General features: G+C 55.8%; 23 protein-coding genes, 1 tRNA gene and 1 CRISPR repeat array (1 of these 25 only partly in view). Of the genes, 1 reads left to right on the top strand and 23 read right to left on the bottom strand.

Annotation, left to right across the window (positions count from 1 at the left end; all coding sequences use genetic code 11):
* From ABIK48_01035 to rpsJ, 20 genes are all read right to left on the bottom strand, one after another.
* Window positions 1-797: hypothetical protein (locus tag ABIK48_01035; GenBank protein MEO0020746.1), on the bottom strand; the 797-nt coding region annotated here is incomplete at its 3' end.
* Between the two features lie 218 nt (window positions 798-1,015).
* Window positions 1,016-1,996: a beta-ketoacyl-ACP synthase III gene (locus tag ABIK48_01030; GenBank protein ID MEO0020745.1), complete on the bottom strand. Its 981-nt coding sequence runs from the start codon at window positions 1,994-1,996 to the stop codon at window positions 1,016-1,018.
* Window positions 1,997-2,007: 11 nt separating this feature from the next.
* Window positions 2,008-2,082 (bottom strand) — tRNA-Glu (locus tag ABIK48_01025).
* A 60-nt stretch (window positions 2,083-2,142) separates the two neighbouring features.
* Window positions 2,143-2,712 (bottom strand): 50S ribosomal protein L6, encoded by a 570-nt coding sequence (gene rplF / locus ABIK48_01020; protein ID MEO0020744.1) that lies wholly within the window; start codon window positions 2,710-2,712, stop codon window positions 2,143-2,145.
* Between the two features lies 1 nt (window position 2,713).
* On the bottom strand, window positions 2,714-3,103 hold the full coding sequence (gene rpsH / locus ABIK48_01015; GenBank protein ID MEO0020743.1) for a 30S ribosomal protein S8: 390 nt from the start codon (window positions 3,101-3,103) through the stop codon (window positions 2,714-2,716).
* A gap of 11 nt (window positions 3,104-3,114) precedes the next feature.
* The gene (locus ABIK48_01010) at window positions 3,115-3,300 is read right to left on the bottom strand and encodes a type Z 30S ribosomal protein S14 (protein MEO0020742.1); all 186 of its coding nucleotides are present in this window, start codon (window positions 3,298-3,300) and stop codon (window positions 3,115-3,117) included.
* A 1-nt stretch (window position 3,301) separates the two neighbouring features.
* Window positions 3,302-3,850, bottom strand: coding sequence for a 50S ribosomal protein L5 (gene rplE / locus ABIK48_01005; protein ID MEO0020741.1), 549 nt, complete (start codon window positions 3,848-3,850; stop codon window positions 3,302-3,304).
* The gene (gene rplX / locus ABIK48_01000; GenBank protein MEO0020740.1) at window positions 3,847-4,170 is read right to left on the bottom strand and encodes a 50S ribosomal protein L24; all 324 of its coding nucleotides are present in this window, start codon (window positions 4,168-4,170) and stop codon (window positions 3,847-3,849) included. The genes rplE and rplX overlap by 4 nt, the downstream gene beginning before the upstream one ends.
* Entirely contained in the window at window positions 4,170-4,538 is a 369-nt protein-coding gene (gene rplN / locus ABIK48_00995) for a 50S ribosomal protein L14 (protein ID MEO0020739.1), read from the bottom strand. The genes rplX and rplN overlap by 1 nt, the downstream gene beginning before the upstream one ends.
* On the bottom strand, window positions 4,535-4,774 hold the full coding sequence (rpsQ, locus tag ABIK48_00990) for a 30S ribosomal protein S17 (protein MEO0020738.1): 240 nt from the start codon (window positions 4,772-4,774) through the stop codon (window positions 4,535-4,537). The genes rplN and rpsQ overlap by 4 nt, the downstream gene beginning before the upstream one ends.
* A complete protein-coding gene (rpmC, locus tag ABIK48_00985) occupies window positions 4,767-4,979 on the bottom strand; it encodes a 50S ribosomal protein L29 (GenBank protein ID MEO0020737.1) in 213 nt (70 codons plus the stop codon). The genes rpsQ and rpmC overlap by 8 nt, the downstream gene beginning before the upstream one ends.
* Window positions 4,966-5,394: a 50S ribosomal protein L16 gene (gene rplP / locus ABIK48_00980; GenBank protein ID MEO0020736.1), complete on the bottom strand. Its 429-nt coding sequence runs from the start codon at window positions 5,392-5,394 to the stop codon at window positions 4,966-4,968. Before rplP ends, rpmC begins: the two co-directional genes overlap by 14 nt.
* A 3-nt stretch (window positions 5,395-5,397) precedes the next feature.
* Window positions 5,398-6,042: a 30S ribosomal protein S3 gene (gene rpsC / locus ABIK48_00975; GenBank protein MEO0020735.1), complete on the bottom strand. Its 645-nt coding sequence runs from the start codon at window positions 6,040-6,042 to the stop codon at window positions 5,398-5,400.
* 2 nt (window positions 6,043-6,044) lie between these two features.
* Complete coding sequence (gene rplV, locus ABIK48_00970) at window positions 6,045-6,401, bottom strand: 50S ribosomal protein L22 (protein ID MEO0020734.1); 357 nt, start codon at window positions 6,399-6,401, stop codon at window positions 6,045-6,047.
* 3 nt (window positions 6,402-6,404) lie between these two features.
* Window positions 6,405-6,701 (bottom strand): 30S ribosomal protein S19, encoded by a 297-nt coding sequence (rpsS, locus tag ABIK48_00965; protein MEO0020733.1) that lies wholly within the window; start codon window positions 6,699-6,701, stop codon window positions 6,405-6,407.
* 1 nt (window position 6,702) lies between these two features.
* A complete protein-coding gene (rplB, locus tag ABIK48_00960) occupies window positions 6,703-7,527 on the bottom strand; it encodes a 50S ribosomal protein L2 (GenBank protein MEO0020732.1) in 825 nt (274 codons plus the stop codon).
* Window position 7,528: 1 nt separating this feature from the next.
* Window positions 7,529-7,816, bottom strand: a complete 288-nt coding sequence (locus tag ABIK48_00955) for a 50S ribosomal protein L23 (protein ID MEO0020731.1) — start codon at window positions 7,814-7,816, stop codon at window positions 7,529-7,531.
* Complete coding sequence (gene rplD, locus ABIK48_00950) at window positions 7,817-8,452, bottom strand: 50S ribosomal protein L4 (GenBank protein ID MEO0020730.1); 636 nt, start codon at window positions 8,450-8,452, stop codon at window positions 7,817-7,819.
* On the bottom strand, window positions 8,453-9,073 hold the full coding sequence (gene rplC / locus ABIK48_00945; GenBank protein ID MEO0020729.1) for a 50S ribosomal protein L3: 621 nt from the start codon (window positions 9,071-9,073) through the stop codon (window positions 8,453-8,455).
* The gene (gene rpsJ / locus ABIK48_00940) at window positions 9,070-9,393 is read right to left on the bottom strand and encodes a 30S ribosomal protein S10 (GenBank protein ID MEO0020728.1); all 324 of its coding nucleotides are present in this window, start codon (window positions 9,391-9,393) and stop codon (window positions 9,070-9,072) included. Before rpsJ ends, rplC begins: the two co-directional genes overlap by 4 nt.
* 328 nt (window positions 9,394-9,721) lie before the next feature.
* Here rpsJ and ABIK48_00935 point away from each other — a divergent pair, with 328 nt between their 5' ends.
* Complete coding sequence (locus tag ABIK48_00935) at window positions 9,722-13,735, top strand: FlgD immunoglobulin-like domain containing protein (GenBank protein MEO0020727.1); 4,014 nt, start codon at window positions 9,722-9,724, stop codon at window positions 13,733-13,735.
* Between the two features lie 57 nt (window positions 13,736-13,792).
* Here ABIK48_00935 and ABIK48_00930 read toward each other — a convergent pair whose 3' ends face one another.
* The 3 genes from ABIK48_00930 to ABIK48_00920 are packed head-to-tail and all read right to left on the bottom strand — an operon-like array spanning window position 13,793 to window position 16,122.
* Window positions 13,793-14,074, bottom strand: a complete 282-nt coding sequence (locus ABIK48_00930) for a DUF4321 domain-containing protein (protein ID MEO0020726.1) — start codon at window positions 14,072-14,074, stop codon at window positions 13,793-13,795.
* Between the two features lie 51 nt (window positions 14,075-14,125).
* Window positions 14,126-15,127: an AmmeMemoRadiSam system radical SAM enzyme gene (gene amrS / locus ABIK48_00925; GenBank protein ID MEO0020725.1), complete on the bottom strand. Its 1,002-nt coding sequence runs from the start codon at window positions 15,125-15,127 to the stop codon at window positions 14,126-14,128.
* Window positions 15,124-16,122: an FAD:protein FMN transferase gene (locus ABIK48_00920; protein ID MEO0020724.1), complete on the bottom strand. Its 999-nt coding sequence runs from the start codon at window positions 16,120-16,122 to the stop codon at window positions 15,124-15,126. The genes amrS and ABIK48_00920 overlap by 4 nt, the downstream gene beginning before the upstream one ends.
* A gap of 68 nt (window positions 16,123-16,190) precedes the next feature.
* A CRISPR array of direct repeats spans window positions 16,191-17,177; the repeat unit is 37 nt; unit sequence GTCGCAATCCCTTTTGAATCAGGGACAGAATTCAGAC (it continues 160 nt past the right edge of the window).

The raw sequence follows: 17,177 nt of genomic DNA, 5'->3' as shown, positions 1-17,177 counted from the left end.
CTGTGATCTGCCGCTGCAAAGTCGTCCGGCTCCATGCCCTGCAACAGATATGCGTTGCCCGCAACCCGGGCGCTGTCAACCGCTGGTGCATAAAGGGCATAGTCTGCGGTGTCCGCATACGGCGCCTTGAAGTCCGAAGCCACATCACCACGCTCAATCGTCCCGTCCGCAATCATCCCGCTGGTAATCGCATCCGCCTCACCCGCCTCAACATACCGCTCATCCAGCCCGCTCAGATCCAGCCCGCCAACACGCTGTGCCCCACCAGCACTGTCCACATATGCATGAGTGTGGGTGGCACGGGCAAAGTAGCTTGTGTCTCTCCCCTGCAGGAGGTCGGAATTTGCTGACCTCTCAGCAAGAAATGCGTAGGCAGCTGAACCGATCCTGAGGCGGGGACTCAGTTCTGGTGCAAGCCCAACTTGCAGACTGAGATACAGCGTCCCTTCATCCGGCAGAGCCGGAATCGGAACCACTGAACCCAGCAGCGTAGAGAAAATACCGTTTTTCACCGGAATGGTCTGGGGTTCAACCCATAGTGGCGTCCCGCCCGTCTCCTGAGAATAAAGCCGGAAAGTCAGCTGATAGTAGCCATCAGGAACCGGATTTCCAAGAGTATCAGTAAGTTTTCCTTGATAGGAAAGCAGACGCGGAATTGTGATTTCATCAGTTTTGCCTATTGCTCTTTCAACTACGGGTGCTGCGGTGACACCCTGAGATGGAAGTATTACCGCATCATCGCCCGCCTGGCTCAGTCCTACCAGGAGAGCTAACGCTATGAGCGTTATTTTGTGCATAACTACCCTCCTTGTTTTTCCCTATGTTGTTCTGAGCCCCCCTTATGAGCTCACACAACGATCATATTATATCATCAGAAAATTTTTTGTCAAGCAATTTTTTAACTTTTTAACCTGAACAGGACAGTCAGGAAAATTTTATCAACTGGCGAAATTTTTCACTGATATTACAACTTGTTTATCATTAATAACTTACAGTAATGCCTATCTTCCATCACTTACCAGCGCAGAACTGCAGCTGCCCAGGTGAAACCGGTCCCGAATGCGGTCAGCAGGATGATATCCCCGTCCTGAAGCCTTCCCTCCTCAAATGCTTCGTCAATTGCCACCGGAATGGTCGCAGCAGACATATTACCATATTTGTGCAGAACCACATACATCTTCTCCGGTGGAATACCGGCGCGGACCCTTGCCTCCTCCATAATCCGGATGTTTGCCTGATGAGGAATAAAGAGCTTGACATCGGCTGCCGCCAGTCCGGCATCCTGCAGTGCCTTGACCGATGAATTGCCCATCGCCCGGACCGCATGCTTGAACACCTGATTGCCTTCCATATGGACAGTATGCGCCATTTCCTGGAGCGTCTTTTCACTCGTCGGCATTCTCGTCCCCCCTGCCGGCTGATAGAGCAAAGGTGCCAGATTACCATCACACCCCCAGTTGGAGGCAAGTATCCCGGAACTGCCGTCACCGGGCACGACCACCGCCGCACCAGCACCATCACCAAACAGCACACAAGTCGCCCGGTCCTGCCAGTTAACCACCTTGGACATCACCTCCGCACCAATTACACCTGCCTTTTTTGCGGTACCGGTGACCAGAAGATTTGCCGCCACTTCAAGCGCAAACAGAAATCCGGAACAGCCGGCACTGATATCAAATGCAGCACTGCCGGTGATTCCCAGCCGCTTCTGCAGCCAGCAGGCGGTCGCCGGATAGACCGTATCGGGCGTTGACGTAGCAACAATTATGGTATCCAAGTCAGCAGGTTTCAAGCCCGCCTTATCGCAGGCACGTTCCAGCGCCACTGCTGCCAGATCGGAGGTAGCGGTGTTTTCATCCGCAATACGGCGCTCACGAATACCGGTCCGCTCCACAATCCACTGGTCACTGGTATCGACCATCTTCTCCAGATCAAAATTTGTGAGCACCTTTTCCGGCAGGGCTCTACCGGTACCGATAACCTTAATTGACTTCATATAAAATAATATAGCCCCATGGGGATTTGAACCCCAGTCTCCTGGCTGAGAACCAGGCGTCCTGGGCCGGACTAGACGATGGGGCTGCGTTGTTTATGTTATTGGTTAACGGGCAAAAGTCAAGAACCGACCTGATTGTATCAGAATTACGCCTGAGCGCCAACCGCGCGCTTACCCGCCTTCTTGCGCACCCGCTCGCCCCGGTACCTGAATCCTTTGCCATGATACGGGTCTGCCGGTTTGATCGCTCGGATCCGGGCGGCAACATCGCCCACCACCTGCTTGTCAATTCCTGAGATAATGATTTCGAACATCTGCTCTTTTGTGTCATCAGGATTCGGGACCTGATTAATCTCAACTGTGATTCCTGCCGGTATGGGAAAATCAACCGGATGTGAAAATCCGCAATTAATCTGAAGCCCGGCCTTCGTCTTCTGCACTCGATACCCCATTCCCCGCAGTTCGACAATCTTCTTATAACCACTGGTAACGCCGGCAAACATATTTCGCAGCAGTGCCCGGGTTGTGCCCACGAGTGCCCGTTCCACTCCAGATTCACCCTCGACCACGATGCTGCTGTCGGTCTGTTTAACTTGCACCCCGCGCGGCACCCTGAGTTCCAGCGTACCCAGCTTGCCTTTTACCTGCACCAGCTCCGGGCTGATTCTAATCTCCACCCCGGAAGGGATACTCAATGGACGGTAACTCTTAGCCATCTTACCACACCTTGCATATTAATTCGCCACCGACCCGGCGGTTCCTTGCCTCCCGGTCAGTAACAATTCCAGTGGGGGTGGTCAGAATCGCAATTCCCAGTCCTCCCATCACCCGCGGTACTTCATCCCAGCCGACATAAATCCGGCGTCCCGGTTTGGAAACACGCTCCAGCCCTCTGATCACCGGTGTGCCATCATCAAGATACTTGAGACTGATGATCAGCTGTCTCCTGATCCCTTCGCCATCTACCCGGAAGTTGCTGATGAACCCTTCTTCCAGCAGAACCCGGGCAAGCTCATAACGCATCCGGGTAAACTTGACGGTAACTTCCTTGTGCCGGGCAGCAAGTGCGTTCCGGAGCATCGTCAGAAAATCGGCAATCGTATCCAACTCATTCCTCCTTACCAGGTCGCCTTGCGCACGCCCGGTATCTCACCGCGCAGTGCCAGTTCCCGGAAGCACAGCCGGCAGAGTCCGAACTTCCGATAATATGCCCTGGGTCTGAAGCAGATCTGACACCGGTTGTGCTTGCGCACCGGAAATTTCGGCTCACGCTGTGATTTTACAATCAGACATTTTCTTGCCATATCACTTCCTTTTTGCAAAAGGCATGCCTAACTCTTCAAGCAGTGCCCGCGCCTCGTCATCATGTTTTGCCGTTGTCTGGAAGGTTATCGTCATACCGAAAATCTTCTTTACCTTGGCAACCTCAATCTCCGGGAAAATCACCTGCTCATTGAGACCGATACTGTACCCGCCCCGGCCGTCAAATGAATCGGTCGGAAAACCGCGAAAGTCCCGGATCTTGGGGGCAGCAAGATTGAAAAACCGGTCAATGAACTCATACATCCGCTCACCGCGCAGCGTAACCTTCACTCCCAGCGGCATTCCCTCGCGGATACGGAATGCGGAGATCGCCCGCTTGGCATAAGTCCGCACCGGTTTCTGTCCGGTGATTAGCGCCAAGTCCTCGGCAATTACATCCAGCACCTTGGAGTCATTCACCGCCTCTTTAGTCGTAACATTGATTACCACCTTCTCCAGCTTCGGCACCTGATGCCGGTTTTTATAACCAAACCGGCTGATCAGGGCGGGCACGACCTTGTTAAGATAATGTTCCTTTAATCTTGCGCTCATACATCAATAATCTCTTCGCACTCCCGGCAGACCCGGACCCGCCGGCCTTCATGCTCCTCGCGTCGCACCTTTGCCTTTTTCCCGCACTTCGGACAGATGAGCACGAGATTGGATACATCGATCGGATTCGGCAGATCCACAATCCCGCCCGGCTTATCCGGACCCCGGGTGCGCTGATGTTTCTTTGCCAGGTTCACCCCTTCAACGATCGCCCGGTAACTCTTTGACTTTTCATGCCACTCAATCCGCAGCACCTTGCCCCGGCGTCCCTTCTCCTCACCGGAAATCACTTCCACCACATCACCCTTGCGCAGCTGCATCAAACCACCTCGGTTGCCAGTGAAATGATCTTGGTAAACTGCCTCTCCCGCAGTTCGCGCGCGACCGGTCCGAACACGCGCGTCCCCTTGGGTTCACCCTTGTCATCAATCAGCACACAGGCATTATCATCAAACCGGATATAAGTACCGTCAGCCCGGCGCCATTCCTTGCGCGTCCGGATGACCACCGCCTTAGACTTATCGCCGGGCTTGATCGGACCGTTCGGCAGTGCATCCTTGACTGTAACGAGCACCGTATCTCCAAGCCAGCCGAACTTCCGCTTGGAGCCGCCATAGATTTTAATCACCATTGCCACCCGGGCACCGGAATTATCCGCAACCTTAAGTCTTGAATACTCCTGAATCATAATTTCTTCACCACCCGCCAGCGTTTGAGTTTGGACAACGGTCTGGTCTCCATCAACAATACCCGGTCGCCCTCGCGGCATTCCGCCCGTTCATCGTGGGCATAAAGTTTGGTCCGGCGCCGGACATACTTCTTATACTTCGGATGCTGGACCAGCCTTTCGGTCTGCACCACCACCGTCTTCTGCATTTTTGCCGAAACCACAGTACCCACTACCGTTCGCCGCAGACTACGCATTCCTGCCCTCACTTTCCTTTAATTCCAGCTCCCGGAGCACGGTGTGACAGCGGGCAATCTCGCGGCGCAGCACCCGCAACCGCAGCGGGTTGGGCAGTTCCTCAGTTGCCCGGCGCAGCTTCAGCTTCAACAGCTCATCCTCCAGTTCAGCCAGCCGGCGCTTGATTCCTTCCCTGCCCAGTTCCCGGAGCTCAGAAGCCTTCATAGGTAAACTCCTCGCGTTCAATCAGCTTGGTCCGGCAGGGCATCTTGCTGGCGGCAAGTCGCAGTGCGGTCAGTGCCTCCTCACGGGGCAGACCGCCAATTTCAAACAGTACTCTTCCTGGCTTGACGACACTCACCCACTCTTCCGGTGTCCCCTTGCCCTTCCCCATTCGGGACTCTGCCGGCTTCTTGGTCACCGGTTTATCCGGAAAGATACGAATCCACATCTTGCCCGCCCGCTTGAGAAACTTGGTCATGCACAAGCGTGCCGCCTCAATCTGCCGGGCGGTGATCCAGGAAGGCTCCAGCGCCACCAGTCCGAACTCCCCAAAATCAACCCGGTTCGCACTCGTCGCCTTACCCTTCATTCTGCCCCGCATCGCCTTGCGGTACTTGACCCTTTTCGGCATCAGCATAGATCAGCTCCTCCGCTGAGGTGTAATATCACCCTTGTAAATCCAGACCTTGACGCCGCAGGTACCGGCGATCGTCTTGGCAACATCAATTGCATAATCAATATCGGCGGTCAATGTCTGCAGCGGCACTCTGCCCTCACGATACCACTCACTGCGCGCGATCTCGGCGCCGCCGAGCCGGCCACCGACCATGACCTTGATTCCCAGCGCGCCCAGCCGCATCGCCTGCATCACCGCCCGCTTCATTGCCCGGCGATGCGCCACCCGCTGCTCCAGCTGACGGGCGATACTCTGCGCGACCAGCTTTGCCTCCAGCTCGGGAACTCTGACCACCTCAACCAGCAGTGTAATCTCCTTGTTACCACCGGTCAGCTTCCGGATCTCATCCCGCAACGCATCCAGATTCTGACGCTTCGGTCCGAAAACCATTCCGGGACGGGCGGTGAGAATCGTAATCGTCATCCGACTGCCCACGCGCTTGATCGCGATGTCGGCGATCATCGCTTCGGCAAGCTTTGTCTCAATATAACGCCGGATCTTCAGATCTTCAAGCAGGAAATCCCGGTAATACTTGTGCTCAAACCAGACCGACTTCCAGTCCTTGGTAATACCCAGTCTGAATCCCAAGGGATGCGTCTTCTGCCCCATAGTTAAGCCTGCTCCTCTCTCGTTCCCACTCTCACATAAACATGGCACATCCGTCGGACAAAAATCGAAGCGGTTCCCCGTGGTCCGGGCATCAACCGTTTCAGCACATTCGGTCCCGTATCCACCCGGACCTCCTTAACCACCAGATCCTCCTCCTTGAGTTTTGCCTTGCCCGCCTGGTTAATTGCATTGGCAACCGCCGAACGCAGCGTCTTGAGAATCGGCCGCTTCGAAGGTTTGGGCAGGAAAGCCATGATCGCAAGAGCGCTCGGCACATCCTTATTTCTGATCAACTCGGCAATCCGGTTCAACTTCTTTGCCGAACCCCGTTGAAACCGGCTTCTGGCAACCGCATCCATGCCTTAATGCTCCCGTTTCTCCTCAGCTGACTTTTCCTTGCGTTGTCCGGAATGGGCACGGAAAGTTCTGGTAGGTGCAAACTCACCCAGCCGGTGTCCCACCATCCGTTCAGTAATGTAAACCGGGACAAACCGGTTACCGTTGTGAATTGCAATCGTCTGTCCGACAAATTCCGGCGGAATTACGCTCCGCCGGGCATAGGTCTTGATCACCCGCCGCTCACCCTTCTCCATCATCTCCTTAATCCGGCGGAAAAGCTTCTCATCAATATACGGACCCTTGCGGATTGACCTGCCCATCCTACTTCCTCCTGCGGATGATCAGCTTACTTGACTTCTTCTTCGGGTTGCGGGTCTTGTAACCCTTGGCAATAATACCCTTTTCTGAACAGGGATGCCGTCCGCCCGAACTCTTACCTTCGCCACCGCCCATCGGATGGTCAACCGGATTCATTGCCACCGCCCGGGTCCGGGGTCTGATTCCCATATGCCGTGACCTGCCCGCCTTGCCGATGGAAATGTCCTTATGCTCGGCATTGGAAACCCGGCCAATGGTTGCCCAGCAGCGCAGATCAAACTTTCTGATCTCACCTGATGGCAGTTTCACTACCGCCCAGCCTTCCTCCTTGGCAAGAATCTGGGCAGCGGTACCGGCAGATCGAACCAGGAACGATTTGCTCTGGGGATAGAGCTGCAGATTGTGAATCTCCACTCCGACCGGAATATCGGACAACGGCATCGCATTGCCTGCCCGGATCGGCAGATTACTGCCGGAGGCGATTTCATCACCGACCTTCAGCCCTTCCGGACAGAGAATGTACCGGTATTCACCATCGGCATAACATACCAGGGCAATCCGTGCGGAACGGTTCGGGTCATACTCCACGGAAACCACCTTTGCCGGAATACCAGTCTTATCCCGCATGAAATCAATGATCCGGTAAAACCGCTTTTCCCCGCCACCCCGGTATTTGGCGGTTATTCTTCCCAGATTATTTCTACCGCCCTTCTTTTTGAGCGGTACACACAAAGGCTTGAATGGCTCCTCCCGGGTGATATCGGAAAAATCGGACACGGTGTAATGCCTTCTGCCCGGTGTTATCGGTCGATATGCCTTAATTCCCATACTACCGCTCCAGTGCCTCAATCTTTTCGCCCGGCTTCAGCTTCACCACCGCCTTTTTCCAGTCCGGTCGATAACCTTCAAACATTCCCATCCGCCGCTTCTTTCCCAGAAAATTCAGCACCCGGACCTCAGTCACATGAACATTGAACAGCGCCTCAACCGCAGCACGAATCTGATATTTATTCGCCTTCGGGTGCACCCTAAGGGTATAACTGTTACCCTCTTCCTTCATTCGCTCCGACTTTTCCGTCACCACAACACCCAGCACAACTTTTGTCGGCTCCAGCACTTATGCCTCCTCTGTCCCGGTACCACCAACTCGGGTGATAAATTCCTGCAACCCGCTTTCAGTAAACACCACCTGATTATGGGCAAGAACCGCATAAGTATTAAGCTGGGCTGCTGGCATCACATCCAGCCAGGGGATATTGCCACTTGCCCGGCGCAGATTTTCTGAGACTTGAGGAACCAGGAGCAGTACCGAATCATTCAACCCCAGCCGGTTAAATATCCCTGCCAGTTCCCGGGTTTTGGGTGTATTCAGCTCAAAATCTTCTATTAATTTAATACCGTTCTCCTTAACCTTGGCGGTCAATGCCAGCGCCAGCGCATAACGGCGCACCTTTTTCGGCAGTTCATAACTGTAATCTCTCGGCTTCGGACCCCAGGCGATTCCGCCTTTCACCCAGATCGGCGAACGCCGCGAACCGTGCCGTGCCCGGCCCGTATGCTTCTGAGGCCAGGGCTTCTTCCCGGTTCCGGAAACCTCAGCCCGGGTCTTGGTCTTGGCAGTCCCCTGACGCTGATTTGCCAGATAACACCGGACCGCCTCCCAGAGCAGACTCTTCGGACCTTCCCGGTTGAACCATTGCTCCGGCAGTTCAATCTGCCCCTTAACCTCACCGGTAATCTTCAGCACATCCATCTATTCCGCCTTCCGGATCAGCAGTTGTGAACCCCGGTACCCCGGAACCGCCCCTTTGACATAAATCACACCGGTGTCGGGCTCAACCCTGATTACCTTCAGATTCTTCACCGTCACCCGCTCGCAACCATAATGTCCGGGCAGTGTCCTGCCGGGCAGGACCCGGCCGGGTGAAGAGCCGGCACCCAGCGAACCGATCCGGCGATGGGACATTGACCCGTGCGAAGCCGGACCGCCGCTCCAGCCCCAGCGCTTCATCCCGCCGGCAAACCCTCGACCTTTGGTCCAGCCGGTTACCGAGACATAATCACCCGGTTTGAACAGATCCACCTTCAGCTCCTGCCCGGGCTGGAAACCATCAACACTTTCCACCCGGAACTCGTGGACCGCACGCATCACCGGCAGATTTGCCTTCTTGAAATAACCCTCATAGGGCTTGGTGCGCTGCCTTTTACTTGCCTCACCCCAGCCCACCTGCACCGCACAGTAGCCATGCTTCTCCCTGGTCCTCAACCCGACGACCACGCACCTGCCCACCTCAATTGCGGTCACCGGCACCACCTGACCCTGCTCATCATAGAACTGGGTCATCTCACCCTTCTGTCCGATCAGTCCGATCATGCCGATTTAATCTCCACTTCCACCCCGGCCGGCACTTCCAGCTTCATCAGCGCATCCACCATCTCCGGGGTCGCATTGGAAATCTCAATCAGCCGCTTATGCACCCGCAGCTCAAACTGCTCCCGTGATTTCTTGTCCACATGCGGAGAACGCAGCACGGTAAACAGCGTCCGCTTCGTCGGCAGGGGTACCGGACCGGCAACCTGAGCGCCGGTGCGCTTGGCGACATCAACGATATCCCGTGCCGACTGATCAAGCAGCCGGTGATCATACGCCTTGAGCTTGATTCTGATCTTCTTCGATGTTCTTAACAAACTCATATCAAATAAAAATCTCCTGTTTTCACTGCCATCTTTTCTGACACCTTAATATCCGGGGACTGTTAATCGTCCCGTGCGTTGTCAGACCTAATTAGCAAATATACAAATTTAAAAACCGCTGTCAACATATTCCGTGCAGGTTTTTTGACAAACCTTAAACTGCAAAAAACAGCCCGGAATAGCAACAAATCATTGACACCAGTTTACCCGGAATTATAATTACTCAGGCGGTCAGATGAAAATCTCTGCCACAACCGGGGATACAGGTTAGCTTTGTCCCCGCGGGTTACATGTTTTTAGAAGCCTGGAAACCGATAAGGAGGCAATGATGAAAAAGTTGGGTATTCTGCTGGCAGGACTCTTCCTGCTGGTTTCTGCCGATACCCTGCTCATTGAAACATTTGACACGAACTGGACACCGGCAAATCCGCCTGCCGGCTGGATCATCATCCGCGACTCCCTCAACCCCCATCCACCCCAGTACCTTGACGACTGGCACCGGGAGCCGGCGAATGCTGCACCCTGGATCAACCATCCGACCCCTTATGCTGCGATCATGTGGCAGCTCAACCCGAACCAGACCCCGGACATCATCATCTCGCCGGTCATCAACTGCTCCGCCTTCCGCAACATCGTCCTCTACTGCAGCACCTACTTCTCCCACAAACTGTCCAACCCCTACACCGCCCAGATCCGCTACTCCATTGATGGCGGTGCCACCTTCCCCTATGTCCTGCGTGACTATTACGGACAGAATGTCGGTCCGGGTATACTGGAATCCCTGAACCTGTCAAGTGCTGCCCGCCAGGAAAGCGTGCGCATCGCCTGGGTCTTCCAGGGTAACCTGTTTGACATCAACTGGTGGTTCTTTGATGATGTGGTGGTTACCGGCGAATCAATCCTGCCTTATGACATCCGCTGTGCCCGGATCATCCGGCCTGATTATTATGAACTGCCGGGCAACCTGATTCCGCAGGCACGCTTCCGCAACATCGGGCTTTATGACCAGTTTAATATTCCGGTCTTTGCCGAACTTTTTGACAGCCTCGGCAATACACTTTATATGTGGGCAGATACCATTGATACCCTGCTGGCACTTTCCGGGGAAAAGGTTGCCTTCTTTGACTCCACGACATTCCCGCTGACCACCGGCCGGTATACCATCCGGTTCTGGCATGCCGCCGACTCGGACTATAACCGCACCAATGACACCCTGCAGCGCACCTTCATCGTCTCACCGCTCGAGGAACTGGTCCATGACAACGGCGCTCCTGCCGGCTATCTCTCCTGGCCTGTGGGGCATTACGGCTGGTGCACCCAGTTCATCACTGCGACACCGGTCTATCTTGAATCCCTCAAGCTCTATCTGCGGGCACCGGTAAACCCGGCATTCCGGCGCTACCAGCTCGCAGTCGCACTTGATGATGGCAGTGGCAACCCGGGTCCATTCATTTACAAGACTCCGGTACTCTATGCCCAGCCGGGTGCCGGCTGGAACTCGGTGTTTGTTGCCGACACCGGCGAACAGATCACCGTTGCCGGCAGCTTCTACATCTTCTACCTTCAGGTCGGCGAACCGCCAGAGGCACCGGAACTGGGCATTGACAACAGCCTCAACTATCCCAACAGCTACTGGGAGTATTATGCGGACGGCACCCGCTATCCGGTTGCACCAGCAGGCGACCTGTTGCTGCGGGTGTTTGTCAATCATGACCCGATCACCCCGGTGCAGACCGATGCCCGGGTCACCTTCATTGAACAGCCGCTTTACGAATTCATCCAGCGCCCCTACAATGCGGTCTGTCCGCTCCGCGCCCATGTCCAGAACTTCGGACTGGATACCCTCTACAGCGTTGCCGCCATCTGCTCGATCATCGATGCCACCAACGGCAGTGTCTACTACAACTACACCGCCAATATTGCCATGCTCACCCCCGGGCAGACAATTGCGGTTGATTTCCCCAACTGGGTTCCCTATTACGGTGTCCCCTGCTCCATTATCGTCCGGGCAAACACCAGCAGTTCAATTCAGCCTGACCTCCAGCCGCAGAACGACGATAAACGCTACGGCTTTGATGTGATCAAGGGCGCCTTCACCGGCAGACATATTGCCGGCTATGCCTGGATTGACTCCGACACCCTCACCGGACCGGTCTATGACTGGATTGACACCACCGGCTTCAACATCCTGTTCACCAGCGGTGACGACGAACGCATCTTTGTGCCCATCGGCTTCAACTTCCCCTGGTCTGATACCACCTATGACAACTGCTATGTCACCACCAACGGCTGGCTCTCCCTTGGTCCGGACCCGCACACCGCATTGCCGACCCCGACCCGCATTCCCAACGAAAGCCTGCCCAACGCCCTCATCGCCCCCTGGTGGCAGGACCTGGTGGTCAGTGGTGCGGGCAGGGTCTACTATCGCACCTTCGGCACCGAACCCAACCGCAAATTTGTCGTCATCTGGCAGGATGTCAACATCAAGGGCACCGACACCACCAACACCATCACCTTTGAAGCAATCCTCAACGAAAACGGCACGGTGGTATTCCAGTACCGGGATGTCGAGACTGGCAGCCTCGTTTACAACAACGGCCGGTGTGCCTCCATCGGAGTCGAAAACAGGGATGGCACCGCCGGAGTCAACTACCTCTTCTCCTTCCCGCCGATGTCCACTGCCACGAACGACCTCCAGAACCGGCTCACTCCGGGCAGGGCGATCAAACTCTACCGCGAATTCCGGGACGCAGCCGCACTGGACATCATCCAGCCGGCAACCTATGTCTTCCCCGAGACCATCCTGCCGGTGATCAAGGTTCAGAACTACGGCACGGTCGGCGATACGATAATGGCATTTCTGCGCATCAGCCCGGGTGGTTATCTGGACTCCATCCTGATTACCGGACTCCTGCCGGGCAGAGACACAACTGTCACCCTTGCGACACCGTGGTTCGGTCGAGGCACCTTCACCGCGATCTGCTCCACCGCCATGACCGGTGATGTCAACCCGGGAAACGATGTATTCAGCCGGGTGTTTGTCTCCTCTCCCTGGGTCCAGCGTGCGGATATTCCGGTCGGACCGGCACGCCGCCGGGTCAAGGACGCCTCACTGGTCTATGCGCCCACCACCGGCAGGCTGTATGCGCTCAAGGGCGGCAACTCCAACGAATTCTACGCCTATGACATCGCCACCGGCACCTGGGAGTCCCTGCCGAGCATGCCCCTTGACCCATCGGGCAAGAAGGCAAGGGATGGCTGTGACCTGACCTTCAACCGGTTCCAGGGTACTGCCGGCACCATCTATGCGATCAAGGGCGGTGGTACTGCCGACTTCTACGCCTATGACATCGCCACCAGCACCTGGACGCCGAAGCGCTCTCTGAGCGTCCGCAACTTCAACTTCCGCCTGCCCAAGCGCGGTGCGGCGCTCGCCTATGTGCCCACCCGGGGTCCTCAGGGCACGGTCTACTGTGCACCGGGCAACAACTCGCTCACCTTCATCGCCTACGATGTTGCCGCTGACACCTGGTCCCGCTGTCCCGATGTTCCCTTCAACCCGCTGCGCAAGCGCACCTGCCGCTACGGCACCGACATGGTCTATGACGGCGACTCAATCATCTACCTGCTCAAGGGCTCCAATACCACCGAGGTCTGGAAATACTATCCCCAGTTTGACACCTGGGCGATGACCACACTGGATCAGGTGAGCATGATTGGCAACCGCAACCGCCGGGTCAAGAACGGCGGTGCCCTTGCCTGGCTCAACGGCAGTCTGTTTGTGCTCAAAGGTGGCAACACCCAGGAGTTCTGGTCCTACCGGATTGGCGGACCGGACACCTGGTCACGGCGCTCCGACCTCCCGGTTGCCCTCACCGGCAAACGGGTCCGGCCCAAGCGCGGTGCGGCAATGGCAGGCACCGACTCCGCGGTCTTCTGCCTCAAGGGTTCATCGGTCTACGAATTCTGGGAGTACCGTCCGCACACCGACTCACTCGGCAATGCCCTGTTCGCATCCGCGCCGGATCGGCAGGGGGTCCAGAGCCGGAATACAGCCCTGCCGGCAAAACTTAACCTTGCGGTCTACCCGACTCCGGCAACCGCAGAGCGTCTCCGGATCGCCTTCAACCTGCCTCATAACGCCCGGCTCCAGCTCCGCATCTACGATGCCACCGGTGCGCTCATCCGAACGCTGGCGGATGGTAGTGTGCCTGCGGGCAGTTACACCGTCAGCTGGGATGGACGCACAGATCAGGGCAAACGGGCAGCACCCGGGATCTACTTCATCAAACTGGAAACCGGCTCAACCCGGCTCACGCGGAAACTGATTCTGGAGCGCTGAACCGGAAGGTAAAATAAAAAGGGGGGCTGAACAGCCCCCCTTAATTTTTTCCAAACCCTAAAAACGGTACCAGAGATAAACCGCGAGAATTACCAGCAGCACGGTAAAGGTGGTGATATAAAATGAAATGCCAAAACTCACGGTCGCAAACCCCAGATTCAGCACAAGCTCCCGCACTCCGAACTGCACCGCCTTGAAGAAAAAATCCCGGACCGGACCATGGGGAAAAACCCCGGCGACAAAATAGGAAATCACACTCCCCGAAACCGCAGCGACCACAATCGCCACAATCAGAAGTCCGACTGAACGACCGCCTGCTGCCATCGTCCGCTTCTTCAAGTTGACCTCACATCAAATATACCTACAGAAAATCACCAATCAACCCTGCCATCACAGAATCAGCTCAACCTGCCGGTGACACACCCGGCATCTCCCCGCCTCGACATTCACCACCCTGCCCTGATAACCGCTCCGGTCCACCAGCACCGTCCCGCAACCGGGACAGAAGGTATCCCGGAACTCCGGACCGAGATGCACATTCCCCAGATAGACATAATCCAGCTTCCGCTTTGCAATCTCTGCCGCCCGGATCAGCGTCGCCTCGGGTGTCACCGGTTCACGAGCCTTGTGCCGGGGAAAATACCGGGAAAAATGCAGCACCGTATCTCTGCCCAGACCGGCAACAAAATCGGTAAGCGCCTCCAGCTCCGCCTCGGAATCATTTCTTCCCGGAATCAGCAGCGTCGTCAGCTCGATGTGACATCTGACTTTTGCCTGCCGGATTGTATTCAGCACCGCGGGCAGAAACCCCTGCACATAATCCCGGTAGAACTCCTCCCGGATTGACTTCAGATCAATATTCATCGCATCGATCACCGGCAGAATCTCCTCAAGCGGCTCGGGCTCAACCATCCCGTTTGTCACCAGCACATTCCTGATCCCGGCTTCATGCATCAGCCGTCCGCAGTCCAGGACATACTCAAACCAGATCAGAGGCTCGGTATAGGTATAGGAGACCAGCCTCAGTCCGGCATCCTGCACCATCTTCACCAGCTCCTCAGGAGGGATATACCGTGTCGGTGCCCGGCACTGGGAGATCTCCCAGTTCTGACAGAAAGGACACAGCAGATTACACCCGTAGGTGGCAACGGAGAAAATCTCCTCTCCGGGATAAAAGTGATAAAGCGGCTTCTTCTCCACCGGATCAATTGCCCAGGAGACCACCTCGCCGTAATTCTCTGCAATCAGCCTGCCCTCAACATTCCGCCTGCCCAGACACCTGCCGGTCTTCCCCGGTGCGATCAGACACCGGTTCGGACACAGAAGACACCGCACCCTGCCATCCTCAGAATGCCAGTATTTTGCCACCGGATGGCGCACCGCTCCGCTCATCTTCCTGCCCCGGAATCGGGCTTCAGCCCGAACTCATACCGGACCAGCGAATCACCACTGACCACATAAAAGATTACCCCCAGCTCCGGATGCAGCTCCAGCCAACGCCTCCCCTCCTCCGGACCCATCACAAACAGGGCGGTCGAATAAACATCCGCCTCAATCGCACTCGGTGCCCGCACCGTCACCGCTGCACACCGCTCTGCCGGATAGCCGGTGCGCGGGTCCATGATGTGAGTGTAACGCTTCCCGTCAACCTCAAAAAACTGCTGATAATCGCCCGAAGTGGCGATCGCACAATCCCTGAGCACCACCACCCGCTCCACCCCTTCACTCCGCGGATTCTGCACCCCGATTGCCGCCTGGTAATTGCCGAACACCACGATATCACCGCCCGCATCCACCAGCCCGACCTCAACCCCGTTCTGCTTCAGCACCTCCACCACCCGGTCCAGCGCATAGCCGACCGCAATCCCGCCCAGATCAACCTCCATCCCCGGCTCCAGCACAACCTTATAGCCCAGACCGAGCCGCACCCGCTCATAACCGACAAAACACCTGATCGCCTCAACCTCTCCGGGCAGTGGCACCCGGAACCGCCGGTCCCGGAAACCCCAGAGCCGCATCAGCGGTGCCACGGTAATGTCAAATGCGCCCCGGGTCAGCCGGCCAAACTTCAGCCCCTCCTCAATCAGCCGGCGGGTGTCAGCTGAAACCTTAAGACACCCCTCCCGGTTCAGCCGGGAGATCTCGCTCGACTCGGAAAACGGCGACCACAGCCGGTTGAAATAGTCGCAGAGCGCAAAAACACTGTCCACCGCCCGGCGCACCTGCGCCTCATCCTTCCCGGCTGCCATCACCCGCAGATAACTGCCGAATGCGGAACCGGTTGTATCCACCGCCTTCAGATTTTTCAAATCGCTCTCCGGCGCCCGCTTACCGCAACCGGAAACAACGAGCATCACCCCTGCAAACAGAAAAACCAGCCGCTTCATCGCCAAAGCATATAAAAGCCGCTCAACCGGTCAAGCACAGACCGGAGAACCGTCTGATTTTAACAGTAAATTGCATCCCTTTTGAATCAGGGACAGAATTCAGACTTTCAGGCTCTTGAGGATTGGATTGCCAAGCATCCTGATGGTCGCAATCCCTTTTGAATCAGGGACAGAATTCAGACGAACGCTTGTTGTAAAAAAATGAGCGAATTAATGACTGGCTATGTCGCAATCCCTTTTGAATCAGGGACAGAATTCAGACATACTGAATAGTTTGGTGGGCAGGCGGTCAAAGGCTGGCAGGCGGTCGCAATCCCTTTTGAATCAGGGACAGAATTCAGACCGAAGGAAAATAGAGACTTGGTTTTGGCGGAATTGTTAACCGTCGCAATCCCTTTTGAATCAGGGACAGAATTCAGACGGGTATTCCGGTGTCATCGCCATCGTGGAACGAAATCTCCCGGGCGTCGCAATCCCTTTTGAATCAGGGACAGAATTCAGACGGGGCTATTCCGAACGCTTGCGATGCTGGCTCATGGCGGCGGTCGCAATCCCTTTTGAATCAGGGACAGAATTCAGACGGATTCAGATTGACGGTGATGGAGGGAACTCGTGTTTTCCGCAGTCGCAATCCCTTTTGAATCAGGGACAGAATTCAGACGTACACCGTAGAACCGGTGGGCGAAGAAATCTTCGCCTCTCAGAGGTCGCAATCCCTTTTGAATCAGGGACAGAATTCAGACGGATTCAGATTGACGGTGATGGAGGGAACTCGTGTTTTCCGCAGTCGCAATCCCTTTTGAATCAGGGACAGAATTCAGACGTAAAATGAAGGGGGGCATGGATGCCTATCTCACTAAAGCGAAAGTCGCAATCCCTTTTGAATCAGGGACAGAATTCAGACGGTGTCGGCTGTCAGTTTCACCGTGTCGCCGATTTGATGGTCGCAATCCCTTTTGAATCAGGGACAGAATTCAGACGTTGTTATTATTGACACGCTGGGCGAATATCAGGAATATCCGTCGCAATCCCTTTTGAATCAGGGACAGAATTCA

This window comes from candidate division WOR-3 bacterium, from assembly GCA_039801085.1.
GTDB lineage: Bacteria > Hydrothermota > Tepidihabitantia > Tepidihabitantales > Tepidihabitantaceae > JAOABP01.
The sequence above is the reverse complement of the archived record's forward strand: the minus strand, read 5'-3'. Positions and strand labels throughout refer to the sequence as shown.